General features: G+C 71.8%; 17 protein-coding genes. 16 read left to right on the forward strand and 1 reads right to left on the reverse strand.

Translation table 11 applies throughout. The features are described 5' to 3' along the window. Positions 1-58 precede the first annotated feature (58 nt). Entirely contained in the window at positions 59-604 is a 546-nt protein-coding gene (locus tag ACH4F6_RS34885; RefSeq protein WP_397964391.1) for a beta-class carbonic anhydrase, read from the reverse strand. A gap of 444 nt (positions 605-1048) precedes the next feature. On the opposite strand from ACH4F6_RS34885, the gene rsmH reads away from it, so the two are divergent. The 16 genes from rsmH to ACH4F6_RS34965 all read left to right on the forward strand — a co-directional run bounded on the left by rsmH (position 1049) and on the right by ACH4F6_RS34965 (position 19056). Next, complete coding sequence (rsmH, locus tag ACH4F6_RS34890) at positions 1049-2053, forward strand: 16S rRNA (cytosine(1402)-N(4))-methyltransferase RsmH (protein WP_397964392.1); 1005 nt, start codon at positions 1049-1051, stop codon at positions 2051-2053. Between the two features lie 61 nt (positions 2054-2114). After that, positions 2115-2666: a septum formation initiator family protein gene (locus tag ACH4F6_RS34895; RefSeq protein WP_397964393.1), complete on the forward strand. Its 552-nt coding sequence runs from the start codon at positions 2115-2117 to the stop codon at positions 2664-2666. Positions 2667-2671: 5 nt separating this feature from the next. Beyond that, positions 2672-4648: a peptidoglycan D,D-transpeptidase FtsI family protein gene (locus tag ACH4F6_RS34900; protein WP_397964394.1), complete on the forward strand. Its 1977-nt coding sequence runs from the start codon at positions 2672-2674 to the stop codon at positions 4646-4648. An 82-nt stretch (positions 4649-4730) separates the two neighbouring features. Continuing rightward, positions 4731-6425, forward strand: coding sequence for a UDP-N-acetylmuramoyl-L-alanyl-D-glutamate--2,6-diaminopimelate ligase (locus ACH4F6_RS34905; protein ID WP_397964395.1), 1695 nt, complete (start codon positions 4731-4733; stop codon positions 6423-6425). A 4-nt stretch (positions 6426-6429) separates the two neighbouring features. After that, on the forward strand, positions 6430-7845 hold the full coding sequence (gene murF, locus ACH4F6_RS34910; RefSeq protein ID WP_397964396.1) for a UDP-N-acetylmuramoyl-tripeptide--D-alanyl-D-alanine ligase: 1416 nt from the start codon (positions 6430-6432) through the stop codon (positions 7843-7845). Beyond that, entirely contained in the window at positions 7842-8915 is a 1074-nt protein-coding gene (mraY, locus tag ACH4F6_RS34915; RefSeq protein WP_397964397.1) for a phospho-N-acetylmuramoyl-pentapeptide-transferase, read from the forward strand. The genes murF and mraY overlap by 4 nt, the downstream gene beginning before the upstream one ends. Further along, the gene (gene murD, locus ACH4F6_RS34920; RefSeq protein ID WP_397964398.1) at positions 8897-10315 is read left to right on the forward strand and encodes a UDP-N-acetylmuramoyl-L-alanine--D-glutamate ligase; all 1419 of its coding nucleotides are present in this window, start codon (positions 8897-8899) and stop codon (positions 10313-10315) included. Before mraY ends, murD begins: the two co-directional genes overlap by 19 nt. A 76-nt stretch (positions 10316-10391) precedes the next feature. Then, entirely contained in the window at positions 10392-11756 is a 1365-nt protein-coding gene (ftsW, locus tag ACH4F6_RS34925; protein WP_397964399.1) for a putative lipid II flippase FtsW, read from the forward strand. A 6-nt stretch (positions 11757-11762) separates the two neighbouring features. Beyond that, complete coding sequence (gene murG / locus ACH4F6_RS34930; protein ID WP_397964400.1) at positions 11763-12851, forward strand: undecaprenyldiphospho-muramoylpentapeptide beta-N-acetylglucosaminyltransferase; 1089 nt, start codon at positions 11763-11765, stop codon at positions 12849-12851. Positions 12852-12911: 60 nt separating this feature from the next. Further along, positions 12912-13706, forward strand: coding sequence for a cell division protein FtsQ/DivIB (locus tag ACH4F6_RS34935; RefSeq protein ID WP_397964401.1), 795 nt, complete (start codon positions 12912-12914; stop codon positions 13704-13706). Between the two features lie 287 nt (positions 13707-13993). Further along, entirely contained in the window at positions 13994-15202 is a 1209-nt protein-coding gene (gene ftsZ, locus ACH4F6_RS34940; protein WP_397964402.1) for a cell division protein FtsZ, read from the forward strand. After that, positions 15199-15927, forward strand: a complete 729-nt coding sequence (pgeF, locus tag ACH4F6_RS34945; RefSeq protein ID WP_397964403.1) for a peptidoglycan editing factor PgeF — start codon at positions 15199-15201, stop codon at positions 15925-15927. The genes ftsZ and pgeF overlap by 4 nt, the downstream gene beginning before the upstream one ends. Before the next feature lie 6 nt (positions 15928-15933). Next, positions 15934-16668, forward strand: a complete 735-nt coding sequence (locus tag ACH4F6_RS34950) for a YggS family pyridoxal phosphate-dependent enzyme (RefSeq protein WP_397964404.1) — start codon at positions 15934-15936, stop codon at positions 16666-16668. 127 nt (positions 16669-16795) lie between these two features. Next, a complete protein-coding gene (gene sepF, locus ACH4F6_RS34955; protein ID WP_397964405.1) occupies positions 16796-17437 on the forward strand; it encodes a cell division protein SepF in 642 nt (213 codons plus the stop codon). Positions 17438-17498: 61 nt separating this feature from the next. Then, positions 17499-17783 (forward strand): YggT family protein, encoded by a 285-nt coding sequence (locus ACH4F6_RS34960; RefSeq protein ID WP_020129925.1) that lies wholly within the window; start codon positions 17499-17501, stop codon positions 17781-17783. Positions 17784-17835: 52 nt separating this feature from the next. Continuing rightward, entirely contained in the window at positions 17836-19056 is a 1221-nt protein-coding gene (locus tag ACH4F6_RS34965) for a DivIVA domain-containing protein (protein WP_397964406.1), read from the forward strand. Positions 19057-19349: the final 293 nt, after the last annotated feature.

A 19349-nucleotide genomic window follows, 5' to 3' on the forward strand; every position in this document is an offset into this window, starting at 1 on the left:
CCGATTCGTGTCACTCGCCTGTGGACAACTGACAGCGATATGTCAGGTCTTAGGACGGTCACTCCGGATCGATCTCGCGCAGCAGACCCGTCTTCACGTCGAAGACGAAGCCGCGCACGTCGTCGTTGTGCAGCAGGAACGGCGAGGTCCGCACCCGCTGCATCGACTGCCGCACGTCCTGGTCGACGTCCCGGAACGCCTCCACGGCCCAGGCGGGGCGCTGACCCACCTCCATCTCCAGTTCGTTACGGAAATCCTCGGTGATCGACTCAAGGCCGCAGTTGGTGTGGTGGATGAGCACGATGCTGCGCGTGCCCAGCTTGCGCTGGCTGATGGTGAGGGAGCGGATGACGTCGTCGGTGACGACACCGCCCGCGTTGCGGATGGTGTGACAGTCGCCGAGTTCCAATCCGAGGGCCGCGTGCAGGTCGAGCCGGGCGTCCATGCAGGCCACGACCGCCACGTGCAGCACCGGACGGGCGTCCATGCCGGGGTCGGTGAACCGGGCGGCGTACCGCTCGTTCGCGTCGATCAGGCGGTCGGTCACGGTGTCGCCGTGCAGGGCGCTCCCGGAGCCGGCGGGGACGGATGCAGAAGTCGTCATAAGCATGACGTTACTGGTCACCGCCTTCGTGGTCCTGTTGTGAGGGGGGAAAAAGTGCGTCATCACGCCATGGCTGTGAGGTAAGCCACAGGAGGGAGCGCACGGCGGCCGGGCGGGTGAATTCCGTCGGTTCGCCGCTTCGCGCCCCGGCCGGCCCGCGACGCGCAGGCCGGTTGATTGACCGCGAGACAGGGTGGACTAAAGTGGCGCGAAGCGGGAGGCGACGATCTTCCTGCTGGTGAATTGCTCGTGAGACCCCGGCTCGGCGGCCGGAGATCTCCCCGCGTGCGCGGCGCGTACGTACGGCTCGGCCTCCTCCCGCTCCCGGTCGGCTGACGCTTCCGGCGCCGGCCGACCTCCCCTTCCCCGGGGGTCCCCGGTTCGCCGGGGGAGGGCGGGGACCCGGCGGTGCGTACCCGCCCGCCGGATCTGAGAGGGCCCAGAGTGCAGGGGCGCGAAGCGCATTCGAACACGGGTGGTGACGAGCGGCGGGAGGGACAGAGCCGGCACGTCCCGGTGATGCTCCGGCGGTGCCTGGATCTGTTGGCCCCCGCCCTCCAGCGGCCCGGAGCGGTCGTCGTCGACTGCACCCTGGGCCTCGGCGGGCACAGCGAGGCCCTGCTCACCCGCTTCCCCGAGGCCCGCCTCGTCGCCCTCGACCGCGACACGGAGGCCCTGCGCCTGTCCGGTGAGCGCCTGGCGCCCTACCGGGACCGCGCCACCCTCGTCCACGCCGTGTACGACGAACTGCCCGAGGTGCTCGGGCGCCTCGGCGTCCCGCGCGTGCAGGGCGTGCTCTTCGACCTGGGCGTGTCCTCCATGCAACTCGACGAGGCCGGGCGGGGGTTCGCCTACGCCCAGGACGCCCCGCTCGACATGCGCATGGACCAGACGACCGGCATCAGCGCCGCCGAGGTCCTCAACACCTACCCGGCGGGCGAACTCGTGCGCATCCTGCGGGCGTACGGCGAGGAGAAGCAGGCCAAGCGGATCGTCTCCGCGATCGTGCGCGAGCGCGAGAAGGAGCCGTTCACCCACAGCGCCCGGCTGGTCGAGCTGATCCGCAACGCCCTTCCGCAGGCCGCCAAGCGGACCGGCGGCAACCCGGCCAAGCGCACCTTCCAGGCGCTGCGCATCGAGGTCAACGGTGAGCTCGCCGTCCTGGAGCGGGCGATCCCGGCCGCGGTCAAGGCCCTCGACGTCGGCGGACGGATCGCCGTGCTGTCGTACCACTCGCTGGAGGACCGGCTGGTGAAGCAGGTGTTCGCGGCCGGCGCCGCCACCACCGCCCCGCCCGGGCTGCCGGTGGTGCCCGAGCGCTACCAGCCGCGGCTCAAGCTGCTCACGCGCGGTGCCGAACTTCCCACCGAGGAAGAGGTCGCCGAGAACCGGCGGGCCGCCCCGGCGCGGCTGCGCGGGGCCGAGCGCATCAGGGAGGACGTCGAGTGACGGGCGCGCCGGGAGACACCCCCGTCCAGCGGGGCCACGACGGCGACTCAGGGGAGGACGAGTGAGCAGGAAACCCGAACTGAAGGGGAGGGCCGCCCGGCTCGCGCGGCTGTTCCCGGCGGGCCCGCGCCGGGCCGCCCGCACCCCGTTCGTCCTGCTCGTCGTCCTGCTCCTCGGCGGCGGCCTCATCGGGCTGCTCGTGCTGAACTCCGCACTGAGCGAAGGCGCGTTCAAGATGGACGACCTCCAGAAGGACACCAAGAACCTCACCGACGAGGAACAGGCGCTCCAGCGGGACATCGACTCCTACTCCGCCCCGGACGCCCTCCAGCGGCGCGCCCGCGAACTCGGCATGGTCCCCGGCGGCGACCCGGCCTTCCTCGCCCCCGACGGCACCGTGAAGGGCGTTCCCTCGGCGGCCGCCGAGCGGTCCGCGGCGGACGTCCCCATGGCCGTACGGCCGCCCGAGGCCCTCGCGACCGGCCTGCCCCCGGCCACGCCCGCCCCCGGCGCACCGTCCCCCGCGGCGTCCGCTCCCGGGGCCCTCGCGACCGCCCCGTACCCGGCCGCCCCCGCCCCGGCCGCAGCCCTCCCCACGACTCCCGGCAGGTGACGGAAGTGTCCGACAGGCAACCGCCGCGCCGGCGCGTGCCCGGCCCGTCCCGGTCCGCCCGCCCCGCGTCGCCGGCGCAGCGACGGCCCGGGCCCGGCGCCCGGCCGGCCCGTGGCCCGGCCGCGGCCCGCCCCGCGAACCGCCCGGCGGCCCCCCGCGTCATCCGGCTCGGCAGTCCCCGGCCCCGACTGCGCCTGGTCGGCCTCGCGCTGGCGCTCGTCCTGATCGCCTTCGTCGTCCGGCTGCTGCAGGTCCAGGCCGTGGACGCGAGCACGTACGCCGCCAAGGCCGAACAGAACCGGTACGTCGGCCAGGTGCTCGCCGCCGAGCGCGGCGAGATCACCGACCGTTCCGGGGTCGCCCTGGCGACCAGCGAGGACGCCTACGACATCACGGCCGACCCGACGATGTTCGCGCCGAAGCAGCTGAAGGTCGCCGACGGCCCCGAGCGGGCGGCCGCCCTCCTCGCGCCGATCCTCGGCCAGGAGCAGGCCGACCTCGTCGGGAAGCTGCGGCCCAAGGACCCCACGACGCGCTACACCAAGCTGGCCGGCCGCCAGACCCCGCAGGTCTGGAAGCAGATCAAGGACCTGAAGTCCGCGCTCGTCACCAAGTCCGAGACGGACGCCTCCACGGTCAACGTCCTCGCCGGCGTCTTCTCCGTCCCCAGCAGCAAGCGCGTGTACCCCAACGGCGACATCGCCGCCGGGATACTGGGCTGGGTCAACGCCGAGGGCAAGGGCGGCGGCGGCATCGAGCAGATGCTGAACGCGACCCTGTCCGGCAAGGACGGCAAGATCCGCTACGCCCAGTCCGGCGGCCGCCAGGTGCCCACCGTGGGCTCCACCGAGACGCCCGCCGTGCCCGGCTCCGACGTCGAGCTGACGATCGACCGCGACATCCAGTGGGCCGCGCAGGACGCGATCACCGAACAGGTGGAGAAGTCCCGGGCCGACCGCGGCTACGTCGTCGTCCAGGACACCCGCACCGGCGAGATCCTCGCCATGGCCAACTCGCCCGGCTTCGACCCCAACGACCTGTCCGACGCGGACCCCGCGGCCCTCGGCAACGCGGCCCTGCAGGATGCCTACGAGCCCGGCTCCACCGCCAAGGTCATGTCGATGGCCGCCGTGCTGGAGGAGAAGGCCGCCACCCCGCTGACGCACGTCACCGTGCCCAACCGGCTGCACCGCGGGGACCGGCTCTTCCAGGACGACATCGACCACCCGACCTGGTACCTCACGCTCAACGGCGTGCTCGCCAAGTCCAGCAACATCGGCACCATCCTGGCCACCGGCCAGCTCGGCGAGACGCAGCCCCAGGCGAACCAGGTCCTCTACTCCTACCTGCGCAAGTTCGGCATCGGCAGCTACACCGGGCTCGGCTTCCCCGGCGAGACCAAGGGCATCCTCGCCCCGCCCGGCCAGTGGTCCACCTCGCAGCAGTACACGATCCCTTTCGGCCAGGGCGTGTCCATCAACGCGGTCCAGGCGGCCTCCGTCTACTCGACCATCGCCAACGGCGGTGTCCGCGTCGAGCCGACGCTGGTGCGCGGCACCAAGGGGCCCGACGGACGCTTCACCCCGGCCGAGGCCCCCGGGAAGTCGCGGGTGATCAGCCAGAAGACGGCCAAGACCCTCGCCCAGATGCTGGAGTCGGTCGTGGACGACGAGGAGGGCACGGGCACCCGGGCGCGCATCCCCGGCTACCGCGTGGCGGGCAAGACCGGTACCGCGAACCGAGTGGATCCGGCCACCGGCAAGTATCGTGGCTACACCTCGTCCTTCGCCGGGTTCGCACCCGCCGACAACCCCCGCGTCACCGTCTACTGCGCGATCCAGAACGCCACCGAGGGCAGCTATTTCGGCGGCCAGATCTGCGGCCCGGTCTTCAAGCAGGTCATGGAGTTCGCCCTGAAGACCCTGCAGGTCCCCCCGACCGGGGCGAAGGCCGCGAGCCTCCCGGTCTCCTTCGCTCCCTGACCCCCCGGCCGTCCCCCCTCCGTCCCGCCGGCCGGCACCGGCCCGCCGGTGTCCGGCGCCGAACCAGCCAGGAAACCAGCCCGTGACCATGATCACTCCCGATCCCGGTGACCACGCCCCGCCCGAGGCCCCGTCCGCGCCCTCGCTTCGCCCGCAGGCGGGTGTGCCCGGTACGCTCACCGCCGTGCCACACGCTGATCAGTCCCAAACCACCCAGAAGGGCGCTCCCGTGACTCGTCCGGGACCGCCGCGACCGGTTCAGGTCTCCGCGACACCCCTCGCGGAGCTCGCCGATCAGCTGGGTGCCGTCACGCCAGAGGGCGCCGCCGAGGTCACGGGGATCACCCACGACTCGCGCGCCGTCCGCCCCGGCGACCTGTACGCCGCCCTGCCGGGCGCCCGCGCGCACGGCGCCGACTTCGTCGCCCAGGCCGCGGACCTGGGCGCGGTCGCCGTGCTGACCGACCCGGCCGGCGCCGAGCGCGCCGCCGCGGCCGGCCTGCCGGTCCTGGTCGTCGACGACCCGCGCGGACGGATGGGCGAGCTGGCGGCCACGGTCTACGGCCGTCCCGGCGAGGACCTGCTCAAGATCGGCATCACCGGCACCTCGGGCAAGACCACCACCGCCTACCTCGTCGAAGGCGGCCTGAAGGCCTCCCGCGACACGGCCGGGGGCGGTGGCGCGCGCCGGGTGGGACTCATCGGCACCGTCGAGATGCGCATCGGCGACGAGCGCGTCAGGTCGGAGCGGACCACCCCCGAGGCCACCGACCTCCAGGCCCTGTTCGCCGTCATGCGCGAGCGCGGCGTCGAGGCGGTCGCGATGGAGGTCTCCAGCCACGCCCTGGTCCTCGGCCGGGTCGACGGCTGCGTCTTCGACGTCGCCGTCTTCAACAACCTCAGCCCGGAGCACATGGAGTTCCACTCCGGCATGGAGGACTACTTCCGGGCCAAGGCGCAGCTCTTCACGCGCGGCCGCAGCAGGCTCGGCGTGGTCAACCTGGACGACGCGTACGGCCGCCGGCTGGCCCGCGAGGCCGAGGTCCCGGTCGTCACGTTCTCCGCCGAGGGCGACCCCGACGCCGACTGGCGTGCCGTGGACGTCCGGGTCGGTCCGGTGGACTCGACGTTCACCGCGGTCGGACCGCGCGGGGAGCGGATCACCGCGAGGTCGCCGATCGCCGGCCCCTTCAACGTGGCCAACACCCTCGCCGCCCTCGTCGCCCTCGCCGCCGCCGGCCTCGACCCGCAGACCGCCGCCGACGGCATCGCCGCGGTCCCGGGCGTACCGGGCCGGCTGGAGCGGGTGGACGCCGGGCAGCCCTACCTCGCCGTCGTCGACTACGCGCACAAGACGGACGCCGTCGAGTCGGTCCTCCAGGCACTGCGCGAGGTCACCGAGGGCCGGCTGCACGTCGTGCTCGGCTGCGGCGGGGACCGGGACGTCACCAAGCGCGCGCCGATGGGCGCCGCCGCCGCCCGGCTCGCCGACACGGCCGTACTGACCTCCGACAACCCCCGCTCCGAGGACCCCCTCGCGATCCTCGCGACGATGCTCCAGGGCGCCGCGTCCGTGCCGGCCCACGAGCGCGGCGAGGTCCAGCTCTTCGAGGACCGGGCCGCCGCGATCGCCGCCGCCGTCGGCCGCGCGCGGCCCGGGGACACCGTGCTGGTCGCGGGCAAGGGCCATGAGCAGGGCCAGGACATCGCCGGTGTGGTCCGTCCGTTCGACGACCGCCAGGTGCTTCGCGAAGCTATCCAGAAGACCCAGGGATGAACTTGTGATCGCCCTCTCCCTCGCCGAGATCGCAGCAGTCGTCGGCGGGCAGACGTACGACATACCGGATCCGACCGCGCAGGTCACCGGGCCCGTCGTCCGGGACTCCCGTGAAGTGGAGCCCGGCAGCCTCTTCGTCGCCTTCGCCGGTGAGCGCGTCGACGGCCACGACTTCGCCCACGCGGTCGTGGAAGCGGGCGCGGCGGCCGTGCTGGCGTCGCGCCCCGTCGGCGTGCCCGCGATCGTCGTGGACGACGTCCAGACGGCGCTCGGCGCCCTGGCCCGCCACGTCGTCCACCGGCTCGGCGCGACCCTCGTCGCGCTCACCGGCTCGGCCGGCAAGACCAGCACCAAGGACCTCATCGCCCAGGTGCTGGGGCGCAAGGCGCCGACCGTCTTCACGCCCGGCTCCCTCAACAACGAGATCGGGCTGCCGCTGACCGCCCTGTCCGCCACCGAGGAGACGAAGTTCCTCGTGCTGGAGATGGGCGCCCGCGGCATCGGCCACATCCGGTACCTCACCGGCCTGACCCCGCCGAGGATCGGTCTCGTCCTCAACGTCGGCAGCGCGCACATCGGCGAGTTCGGCGGCCGCGAGCAGATCGCCCAGGCGAAGGGCGAGCTCGTCGAGAGCCTCCCCCCGGCCGAGGAGGGCGGCGTCGCGGTCCTCAACGCCGACGACCCCCTGGTACGGGCCATGGCCTCCCGAACGACGGCGAAGGTGCTTCTTTTCGGAGAGTCCGGCGAAGCGGACGTACGCGCCGAGAACGTGCGACTCACGGACAGCGGACAGCCCGCCTTCAGGCTTCACACACCCTCCGGTGCAAGCGATGTGACCATGCGCCTGTACGGTGAGCACCACGTGTCGAACGCGCTCGCCGCGGCCGCCGTCGCCCATGAGCTGGGCATGTCCGCGGAAGAGATCGCCACCGCGCTCTCCGAGGCGGGCTCCCTCTCCCGCTGGCGGATGGAGGTCACCGAGCGCCCGGACGGCGTGACGATCGTCAACGACGCCTACAACGCGAACCCCGAGTCGATGAAGGCCGCGCTGCGCGCGCTGGCGGCCATGGGCAGGGGGCGGCGGACCTGGGCGGTGCTCGGCAAGATGGCCGAGCTCGGGGACGAGGCTCTCGCCGAGCACGACGCGGTCGGGCGGCTCGCCGTCCGGCTCAATGTCGGCAAGCTCGTCGCGGTCGGCGGCAGGGAAGCCGCCTGGCTGCAACTGGGCGCATATAACGAGGGTTCGTGGGGTGAGGAGTCGGTGCACGTGTCCGACGCACAGGCGGCGGTCGACCTGTTGCGCAGCGAGTTGCGCCCGGGAGACGTCGTCCTCGTGAAGGCGTCCCGTTCGGTCGGTCTCGAGAGCGTCGCGCAGGCGCTGCTCGCGACCGGTGCCGAGGGTGAGGTTTCCGCCCGATGATGAAGCAGATCCTGTTCGCGGGCGTCATTGGCCTCTTCCTGACGCTGATCGGCACGCCGCTGCTGATCAAGCTGCTCGCGCGCAAGGGCTACGGCCAGTACATCCGTGACGACGGCCCGCGCGAGCACGCCAGCAAGCGCGGTACGCCGACCATGGGCGGCATCGCCTTCATCCTGGCGACGATCGCCGCGTACTTCCTGTCGAAGCTCATCACGGGCAAGCCGCCGACCTACTCCGGTCTGCTCGTGCTCGGCCTGATGTTCGGCATGGGCCTGGTCGGCTTCCTGGACGACTACATCAAGATCGTCAAGCGGCGCTCGCTGGGCCTGCGGGCCAAGGCGAAGATGGCCGGCCAGCTGCTCGGCGGCATCGCCTTCGCCGTGCTCTCGCTCCAGTTCGCGGACGCCCGCGGCAACACCCCGGCGTCCACGAAGCTGTCCTTCATCACGGACTTCGGCTGGACCATCGGCCCGGTGCTCTTCGTGGTCTGGGCGCTGTTCATGATCCTCGCGATGTCGAACGGCGTGAACCTCACCGACGGTCTCGACGGCCTCGCCACCGGCGCGTCCGTCCTGGTCTTCGGCGCGTACACCTTCATCGGCGTGTGGCAGTACCAGGAGTCCTGCGCCAACGGCGAGACGCTGACCAACCCGGGCGCCTGCTACGAGGTGCGCGACCCGCTCGACCTCGCGGTCGTCTCCGCGGCGCTGATGGGCGCCTGCCTCGGCTTCCTGTGGTGGAACACCTCGCCGGCCAAGATCTTCATGGGCGACACCGGTTCGCTCGCGCTCGGCGGTGTGCTCGCGGGTCTGGCGATCTGCTCCCGCACCGAGCTCCTGCTGGCCATCCTGGGCGGCCTGTTCGTCCTCATCACCATGTCGGTGGTCATCCAGGTCGGCTCGTTCCGCCTGACCGGCAAGCGCGTCTTCCGCATGGCGCCGCTCCAGCACCACTTCGAACTCAAGGGCTGGTCCGAAGTCCTCGTCGTGGTTCGCTTCTGGATCATCCAGGGCATCTGCGTCATCGTCGGACTGGGTCTCTTCTACGCGGGATGGGCAGCGGACAAGTGACCGACTGGCAGGGGAAGAACGTCACCGTCGCCGGACTCGGCGTCTCCGGCATCCCGGCGGCCAAGGTGCTGCACGGGCTCGGCGCGGAGGTCACCGTCGTCAACGACGGCGACGACGAACGGGCACGGGCCCAGGCGGCCGAACTGGAGGCGCTCGGCATCACCGTGCGCCTCGGCGACGGGGCGACCCTGCCCGAGGGCACCGAGCTGATCGTCACCGCCCCCGGCTGGAAGCCGGACAAGCCGCTGTTCGCCGCGGCGCACGAGGCCGGGGTGCCGGTCTGGGGCGACGTCGAACTCGCCTGGCGCCTGCGGGGCCCCGACGCGGCCCCCTGGCTGTGCGTCACCGGCACCAACGGCAAGACGACCACCACGCAGATGCTGGCGTCCATCCTGAAGGCGGCCGGCCTGCGCACGGCGGCCGTCGGCAACATCGGCGTCTCGCTGCTGGACGCGGTCCTCGGCGAGGAGCGGTACGACGTCCTCGCCGTGGAGCTCTCCAGCTACCAGCTGCACTGGGCGCCCTCCCTGCGCGCCCACTCGGCCACCGTGCTCAACCTCGCCCCCGACCACCTCGACTGGCACGGCTCCATGGAGGCGTACGCCCACGACAAGGGCCGTGTCTACGAGGGCAACCGGGTCGCCTGCGTCTACAACGTGGCCGACAAGGCCACCGAGGACCTGGTGCGCGAGGCCGACGTCGAGGAGGGCTGCCGGGCCGTCGGCTTCACCCTCGGCACGCCCGGACCCTCCCAACTCGGCGTGGTGGAAGGCATCCTGGTCGACCGCGCCTTCGTCGAGAACCGGCAGAAGAACGCCCAGGAGCTCGCCGAGGTCTCCGACGTGCGCCCGCCGGCGCCGCACAACATCGCCAACGCCCTTGCGGCGGCGGCCCTCGCGCGCGCCTTCGGCGTGCCCGCCAGGGCCGTTCGGGACGGTCTGCGGGCCTTCACCCCGGACGCCCACCGCATCGCCCACGTCGCCGACGTGGACGGCGTCGCGTACGTCGACGACTCCAAGGCCACCAACACCCACGCGGCACAGGCCTCGTTGGCGGCCTACGAGCCGATCGTGTGGATCGCGGGCGGACTCGCGAAGGGCGCGACCTTCGACGAGCTGGTCGCCGAGTCCGCCGGGCGGCTTCGCGGGGTCGTCCTCATCGGTGCCGATCGGGCGCTGATCCGGGACGCCCTCGCGCGACACGCCCCGGAAGTACCCGTCGTCGACCTCGACCGGACCGACACTGGGGCGATGCTCCAGGCCGTCCAGGAGGCCCGGCGGCTCGCGCGGCCCGGCGACACGGTGCTGCTGGCCCCGGCCTGCGCCTCCATGGACATGTTCGCCAACTACAACCAGCGCGGTGACGCGTTCGCGGAGGCCGTTCGCGAACTCGGCGCCTGACCCGGCCGCCTGCCGGGCGGACCTTGGGAGGGACGCGTGGGACCGTCGAGGTCGACCTTCAGCACCGGAGCCGGCGATGCCCGGTAGCCGTACCGGCCGGCCGCCCGTGCAGCGGCCGGCCCGGCGGCGTCCCGCCACCTCCCGGCCGGTCCGCGACAACCCCGTCCGCCGGCTCCACACGCGGGCGCGCAAGGCCTGGGACCGGCCGCTGACGGCCTACTACCTGATCTTCGGCGGCAGTCTGCTGATCACCGTGCTGGGCCTGGTGATGGTCTACTCGGCCTCGCAGATCACCGCGCTGCAGATGTCGCTGCCGGGGTCGTTCTTCTTCCGCAAGCAGTTCCTGGCCGCGGTCATCGGCGGGGCGCTGCTGCTGGCCGCCTCCCGGATGCCGGTGAAGCTGCACCGGGCGCTGGCCTACCCGATCATCGCCGGCGCCGTCTTCCTGATGGCCCTGGTGCAGGTGCCGGGGATAGGGATGTCGGTCAACGGCAACCAGAACTGGATCTCGCTCGGCGGCTCCTTCCAGATCCAGCCCAGCGAGTTCGGCAAGCTGGCGCTCGTGCTGTGGGGCGCCGACCTGCTCGCCCGCAAGCAGGACAAGAGGCTGCTGACCCAGTGGAAGCACATGCTGGTGCCGCTCGTCCCGGTCGCCTTCATGCTGCTCGGACTGATCATGCTCGGCGGCGACATGGGGACGGCGATCATCCTGACGGCGATCCTGTTCGGCCTGCTGTGGCTGGCGGGCGCGCCCACCCGCCTCTTCGTCGGCGTGCTCTCGGTCGCGGCCGCGATCGGCGTGATCCTCATCAAGACCAGCCCGAACCGGATGGCCCGCCTCCAGTGCATCGGCGCCACCGACCCCGGGCCGGGCGACGCCTGCTGGCAGGCCGTGCACGGAATCTACGCCCTCGCGTCCGGCGGGATCTTCGGCTCCGGACTGGGGGCGAGTGTGGAGAAATGGGGACAACTCCCCGAAGCCCACACCGACTTCATCTTCGCCGTCACCGGTGAGGAACTGGGTCTGGCGGGGACGCTGTCCGTCCTCGCCCTGTTCGCGGCTCTAGGCTATGCGGGTATCCGCGTGGCCGGACGCACGGAGGACCCGTTCGTGAGGTATGCCGCGGGAGGCGTGACCACCTGGATCACGGCCCAGGCCGTGATCAACATCGGTGCGGTGCTCGGCCTGCTGCCGATCGCCGGCGTCCCCCTCCCGCTGTTCTCCTACGGAGGGTCCGCCCTGCTGCCGACCATGTTCGCCATCGGGCTGCTGATCGCCTTCGCGCGCGACGAGCCCGCTGCGCGGGCGGCGCTTGCGATGCGGCACTCCCGCTTTGGTAGAAAGCGGGGGGCCGGGGGTTCCGCTTCCGTCAGGGAGCCCCGGAGATGGAACACGATGCGACGGCGTGCCTCGGCGGCGCGTCCGTCCGGAGAGCGGTGAATTTCGGTGCATGTCGTACTCGCTGGTGGGGGGACCGCCGGCCACATCGAGCCCGCGCTCGCCCTCGCGGACGCCCTGCGCAGGCAGGACCCCACCGTGGGGATCACGGCCCTGGGCACCGAGCGCGGCCTGGAGACCACGCTCGTGCCCCAGCGGGGCTACGAGCTCGCGCTGATCCCCGCGGTGCCGCTGCCGCGCAAGCCCACGCCCGAGCTGATCACCGTGCCGGGCCGGCTGCGCGGCACGATCAAGGCGACCGAGCAGATCCTGGAGCGCACCAAGGCGGACGCCGTCGTCGGCTTCGGCGGCTACGTGGCCCTGCCCGGCTACCTCGCCGCCAAGCGCCTGGGCGTGCCGATCGTCATCCACGAGGCCAACGCCCGTCCCGGCCTGGCCAACAAGATCGGCTCCCGGTACGCCGCCCAGGTCGCCGTCTCCACCCCGGACAGCAAGCTCCGCAACGCGCGCTACATCGGCATCCCGCTGCGCCGCTCCATCGCCACCCTGGACCGCGCCGCCGTGCGCCCCGAGGCGCGCGCGATGTTCGGCCTCGACCCGAACCTGCCGACGCTGCTCGTCTCCGGCGGCTCGCAGGGCGCCCGCCGCCTCAACGAGGTCGTCCAGCAGGTCGCCCCGTGGCTCCAGCAGGCCGGCATCCAGATCCTGCACGCGGTCGGCCCGAAGAACGAACTGCCGCACGTCCAGCAGATGCCGGGAATGCCCCCGTACATCCCGGTAAGTTACGTGGACCGGATGGATCTCGCGTACGCCGCGGCCGACATGATGCTCTGCCGTGCGGGCGCGATGACCGTCGCCGAACTCTCCGCCGTCGGACTCCCGGCCGCCTACGTCCCGCTGCCCATCGGCAACGGAGAGCAGCGGCTGAACGCCCAGCCGGTGGTCAAGGCCGGCGGCGGTCTCCTGGTCGACGACGCGGAACTGACCCCCGAGTGGGTCCGGGAGAACGTCCTGCCCGTGCTCGCCGACCCGCACCGGCTGTACGAGATGTCCCGAGCCGCCGGGGAGTTCGGCCGCCGGGACGCGGACGAGCTGCTCGTCCGCATGGTGTACGAGGCGATCGCCGCGCATCGCTAGGCACGACGGCACGAGGGGCCCCGCGCGCGGCTGGGGCCCGGTGAACGAAGGGCAGGGAGCGTGGCCGGACCCACCACCGCCGAACGCGGTGCACGCCAGCAGGAGTCGTCCGGCCCGCCCCTCGTCCGGAAGCTGGGCACCCCTCGCCTTCGTAGGATCATCATCCTTGCGCTGGCCCTCGTCCTCCTCGGGGCGGGCGGCGTCTGGGTGTTGTACGGCTCGCAGTGGCTGCGCGTGGAGCGCGTCTCCGTCTCCGGCACGCGCGTCCTGTCGTCGCAGCAGGTGCGCGAGGCGGCCGACGTCCCGGTCGGCGCGCCGCTCGTCTCCGTCGACACCGACGCGATCGAGACCCGTCTGCGCGCGGAACTGCCCCGGATCGACTCGGTCGACGTGGTCCGCTCCTGGCCGCACGGAATCGGCCTGAAGGTGACCGAACGCAAGCCGGTCCTCCTGGTGCGCAAGGGGCGCGACTTCGTGGAAGTGGACGACGAAGGAGTCCGGTTCGCCACGATTTCCACGGCTCTGAGGGGTGTCCCCCTCCTCGCCCTGGAGACGACTCCCTCGAGTTCCGCCTCCGCGAGCCTGCGCCGCTTCGGCGCGGACCGGCTGGTGCGCGAGGCGGTGCGGGCCGTCGGCGCGCTCCCGGCCGCCGTCGCGCGGGACACCCGGGGCGTCAAGGTCCGTTCCTACGACGACATCACGCTGGAGTTGAGCGGCGGCCGCACGGTCGCGTGGGGGAGCGCCGAGAAGGGATCCGCGAAGGCCCGTACCCTCGTCGCCGTCATGAAAGCCTCCCCGGACGCCCGGCACTTCGATGTCAGTGTTCCCACGGCGCCCGCGTCATCAGGGAGTTGACGCGCATCCGCGCAGGCCAGCACCCTGGTTGGGCAGTGACACGGCTGATCACATAGGGTGAAAAGAAAAACGGGAGGTTCGGCGTGTTCGTTGAACGGGCGCCACTTGTCGACTTAGTGTCCTGTTCAGAAGACTCCAAGGAACAGACACACTGGTAACCCTAAACTTCAGCGTTAGGGTTCGGGTCGGCGAAACGGACCGTCCCATTCGGCATCAGTCGCCGGAACGCGGAGCGCAGAGCGTCCCGTGAGCCGGCGACACGTAACTCGAGGCGAGAGGCCTTCGACGTGGCAGCACCGCAGAACTACCTCGCAGTCATCAAAGTCATCGGTGTCGGCGGCGGTGGTGTCAATGCCATCAACCGGATGATCGAGGTCGGTCTCAAGGGCGTCGAGTTCATCGCCATCAACACCGACGCGCAGGCGCTGTTGATGAGCGACGCCGACGTCAAGCTCGACGTCGGCCGCGAACTCACCCGCGGACTCGGCGCCGGAGCCAACCCGGCCGTCGGCCGCAAGGCCGCCGAGGACCACCGCGAGGAGATCGAGGAGGTCCTCAAGGGGGCCGACATGGTCTTCGTGACGGCCGGTGAAGGCGGCGGCACCGGCACCGGCGGCGCGCCCGTCGTGGCCAACATCGCACGCTCCCTGGGCGCCCTCACCATCGGCGTGGTCACGCGCCCGTTCACCTTCGAGGGACGGCGCCGGGCCAACCAGGCCGAGGACGGCATCGCCGAGCTCCGCGAAGAGGTCGACACCCTCATCGTCATCCCCAACGACCGGCTGCTGTCCATCTCGGACCGCCAGGTCTCGGTCCTGGACGCCTTCAAGTCGGCCGACCAGGTGCTGCTCTCCGGTGTCCAGGGCATCACCGACCTGATCACCACCCCCGGTCTGATCAACCTCGACTTCGCCGACGTGAAGTCGGTCATGTCCGAGGCGGGCTCGGCCCTCATGGGCATCGGCTCGGCCCGCGGCGACGACCGCGCGGTGGCCGCCGCCGAGATGGCGATCTCCTCGCCGCTCCTGGAGGCCTCCATCGACGGCGCCCGGGGCGTGCTGCTGTCCATCTCCGGCGGCAGCGACCTCGGCCTGTTCGAGATCAACGAGGCCGCGCAGCTGGTCAGCGAGGCCGCCCACCCCGAGGCCAACATCATCTTCGGCGCGGTCATCGACGACGCCCTCGGCGACGAGGTCCGGGTCACGGTCATCGCGGCCGGCTTCGACGGCGGTCAGCCGCCGACCCGCCGGGACAACGTCCTCGGATCGGCCTCGTCCTCGCCGGCCCGCCGCGAGGAGCCGCCGGCCCCGGCACGGCAGCCCGAGAGCCGCCCGACCTTCGGCTCGCTCGGCAGCGTGACGCCGAAGGAGGAGCCGGAGCCGGCGCCCGAGCCGGTGGCCGACGTCCCCCCGGTCGCCCCGCCGCCGGTCCCGCCGTCCCGGGCCTACTCGGACAGCGCGGCCGAGGAACTGGACGTGCCGGACTTCCTGAAGTGATAGGACAGCGCGGACACGTGAGCGGCGCGCACTTCGCCTTCACCGACAGGTGGGGCGGGGTGAGCGCCGCTCCGTATGAGGAGCTCAACCTCGGCGGAGCGGTCGGCGACGACCCCGAGGCCGTGCGGACCAACCGCGAACTGGCGGCCAAGTCGCTCGGACTGGACCCCGCGCAGGTCGTCTGGATGAACCAGGTGCACGGCAGGGGCGTGGCCGAGGTCGACGCGCCGTGGGGCGGGCGTGCCGTCCCCGAGGTCGACGCGGTCGTCACGGCCCGGCGGGGTCTCGCCCTCGCGGTCCTGACCGCCGACTGCACCCCCGTCCTGCTCGCCGACCCGGTCGCCGGGGTCGCCGCCGCGGCCCACGCGGGCCGGCCCGGCATGGTGGCCGGGGTCGTCCCCGCCGCCGTGGAGGCGATGGTGGGGCTCGGCGCCGAGCCGTCCCGGATCGTGGCCCGCACCGGACCCGCCGTCTGCGGCCGGTGCTACGAGGTGCCGGAGGCCATGCGCGCCGAGGTGGCCGCCGTGGAGCCGGCGGCGCACGCCGAGACGAGCTGGGGCACGCCGGCGGTCGACGTGACCGCCGGGGTGCACGCGCAGCTCGAGCGGCTCGGGGTGCACGACCGGGAGCGGTCGCCGGTGTGCACGCGGGAGTCGCAGGACCACTTCTCGTACCGCCGCGACCGCGCCACGGGGCGACTCGCGGGATATGTCTGGCTGGACTGATGGGGCATGACGGAGCGTAAGGACGAACTCGCCGGGAACCTGGCGAAGGTGGAGGAGCGCATCGCCGCCGCGTGCGCGGCCGCCGGGCGTGAGCGCGAGGAGGTGACCCTGATCGTGGTCACCAAGACGTACCCGGCGAGCGATGTGCGGGCCCTGGCGGAACTCGGGGTGCGCCACGTCGCCGAGAACCGTGACCAGGACGCGGCGCCGAAGGCCGCGGCTTGTGCGGATCTGCCCCTTTCCTGGCACTTCGTGGGCCAGTTGCAGACCAACAAGGTGCGTTCCGTGGTCGGTTACGCGGATGTCGTGCAGTCCGTCGACCGCTCCCGGCTGGTGACGGCCCTGTCGAAGGAGGCCGTGCGGGCCGGGCGCGAGGTCGGCTGCCTGATCCAGGTCGCGCTCGACGCGGGGGAGCCTCCGGCGGGAGGGGGCGCGCGGGGGGAGCGGGGCGGCGTGGCGCCCGGCGGGATCGGGGAGTTGGCCGAACTCGTCGCCGCGTCCCCGGGGCTGCGGCTTGACGGACTGATGACCGTCGCACCTCTGACCGGGGAGTACGCGGGGCGTCAACGGGCGGCGTTCGAGCGGTTGATGGTTTTGTCGACCGACCTGCGCAGAGCCCATCCGACTGCCACCATGGTGTCGGCAGGGATGAGTGCGGACCTCGAGGACGCCGTGGCGGCCGGGGCGACACATGTACGCGTCGGCACCGCGGTACTCGGAGTCCGCCCCAGGCTCGGGTAACGTCGCCAGGAAGTCGGACCACAGCAGAAAATATGGTCATTACCGCCGGAAGGCGGGCGAAGGGCCACGTGGATCGCGGGACTTGGCAGTCGTCAGCCGATCCACCACAGAGCGGAGGACTCAGAGCATGGCCGGCGCGATGCGCAAGATGGCGGTCTACCTCGGCCTCGTGGAGGACGATGGGTACGACGGCCGGGGCTTCGACCCCGATGACGACTTCGAACCCGAACTGGATCCGGAGCCCGAACGCGATCACCGACGGCACGAGCCGTCACACCAGTCACACGGCGCACATCAGTCCCCACGGGACGAAGAGGTGCGCATCGTGCAGCCGCCCGCGCCGCGCGAACCGGTGGCCCGGTCCACTTCGCTCGCCGCGGAATCCGGACGCCCGGCACGGATCGCGCCCGTGGCGTCCATCACACAAGAACGTCAGTCCCTGGAGAAGAACGCACCGGTGATCATGCCCAAGGTCGTGTCGGAACGAGAGCCGTACCGGATCACCACGCTTCACCCCCGGACCTACAACGAGGCCCGTACCATCGGGGAACACTTCCGTGAGGGCACCCCGGTGATCATGAATCTGACTGAGATGGACGACACAGACGCGAAGCGACTTGTCGACTTTGCGGCCGGTTTGGTGTTTGGTCTTCACGGCAGCATCGAGCGGGTGACGCAGAAGGTGTTCCTGTTGTCGCCTGCTAACGTCGATGTCACGGCGGAGGACAAGGCCCGCATCGCAGAGGGCGGGTTCTTCAACCAGAGCTGAGACGCACGACCGGAAAAAGCACTACGAGAGCACGTAAGCAGGGGAGAGGGAAGCACCGAACATGAGCGTGGTCCTGGATGTCGTCTACATCGCGCTGATGGTGTTCCTCATCGTGCTCATCTTCCGGTTGGTCATGGACTACGTCTTCCAGTTCGCCCGCTCATGGCAGCCCGGCAAGGCGATGGTGGTCGTTCTGGAGGCCACCTACACTGTCACCGATCCACCGCTCAAGCTTCTGCGGCGGGTCATCCCGCCGCTGCGTCTCGGGGGCGTGGCGCTCGACCTGTCCTTCTTCGTACTGATGATCATCGTCTACATCCTGATCTCGATCGTGAGCCGGCTGTGAGCGATGTGAACTACCGTCTTGCCGATGCCGACGACTACGTTGAGGTGAAGAGATGCCGTTGACCCCCGAGGACGTGCGGAACAAGCAGTTCACGACCGTCCGCCTCCGAGAAGGCTATGACGAGGACGAGGTCGATGCCTTCCTCGACGAGGTCGAAGCCGAACTGACCCGACTTCTCCGCGAGAACGAGGACCTGCGCGCCAAACTGGCCGCGGCCACGCGCGCTGCTGCCCAGAACCAGCAGAACATGCGCAAGCCTCCGGAGCAGCAGGACGGCCCGCAGGGGATGCCGCCGCAGCAGCAGGGGATGCCTCAGCAGGGCATGCCTCAGCAGGGGATGCCCCAGCAGGGCATGCGAGGACCCGGCGCTCCGGTACCCGCCGGCATATCGGGCCCGCCGCAGCAGCAGATGGGTGGCCCCATGGGTGGCCCGCCCCAGCTGCCGAGCGGTGCCCCGCAGCTGCCCGCCGGCCCCGGCGGCGGTCAGGGCGGTCCCCAGGGTCCCGGCCCGATGGGTCAGGGTCCGATGGGCCAGGGCCCGATGGGTCAGGGTCCGATGGGCCAGGGCCCGATGGGTCAGGGTCCGATGGGTGGCCAGCCCCCCATGCAGCAGCAGATGGGCGGTCCGATGGGCGGCCCCATGGGCGGTCCGATGGGCGGCCCCGGTCAGGGCCCGGGCGGCGACAGCGCCGCGCGTGTCCTCTCGCTGGCCCAGCAGACCGCCGACCAGGCGATCGCCGAGGCCCGCTCCGAAGCCAACAAGATCGTCGGTGAGGCGCGTTCGCGTGCCGAGGGTCTCGAGCGCGACGCCCGTGCCAAGGCCGACGCCCTGGAGCGGGACGCGCAGGAGAAGCACCGTGTCGCGATGGGCTCCCTGGAGTCCGCCCGCGCCACGCTGGAGCGCAAGGTCGAGGACCTGCGCGGCTTCGAGCGCGAGTACCGCACGCGCCTGAAGTCGTACCTCGAGTCCCAGCTGCGCCAGCTGGAGACGCAGGCCGACGACTCCCTCGCCCCGCCGCGCACCCCGGCCACGGCCTCCCTCCCGCCGTCCCCGGCGCCCTCCATGGCTCCGGCCGGCGCGAGCGCCCCGTCCTACGGCGGCAACCAGGGCATGGGCGGGACGGGCCCCGCTGGTCCGTCCTACGGCGGTCAGCAGCAGATGTCCCCGGCGATGACCCAGCCGATGGCTCCGGTGCGGCCGCAGGGCCCGTCGCCGATGGGTCAGGCCCCCTCGCCGATGCGTGGCTTCCTCATCGACGAGGACGACAACTGACGGCCAGTAGTACGCCTTAGGCGTCGGCAGCGTTCACAAGGGCAGGCCCCGGATTCCGATCCGGGGCCCGCCCTTTTTACGCGTGTTGACAGTGATCGCGGCGATGTCCGTACAGAGCCGCTCCCGGACCGGCCGGGTCCGGGCGCCGTGCGGGAGGCCGGGAGCCGACGGGAAGGCCAGGAGCCGACGCGGGCCCCGCCCCCCCCCGGGGGCCCCGGCCCGCGGCGGCCCGCCCCCTGTGCGTTCGGCTTGCGCCGGCGGGACGGCCGCGGCAGGGCCGCGTCCGTGAACGG

The organism is Streptomyces sp. NPDC017936 (genome assembly GCF_044328485.1).
In the GTDB taxonomy this organism is placed as follows: Bacteria; Actinomycetota; Actinomycetes; order Streptomycetales; family Streptomycetaceae; genus Streptomyces.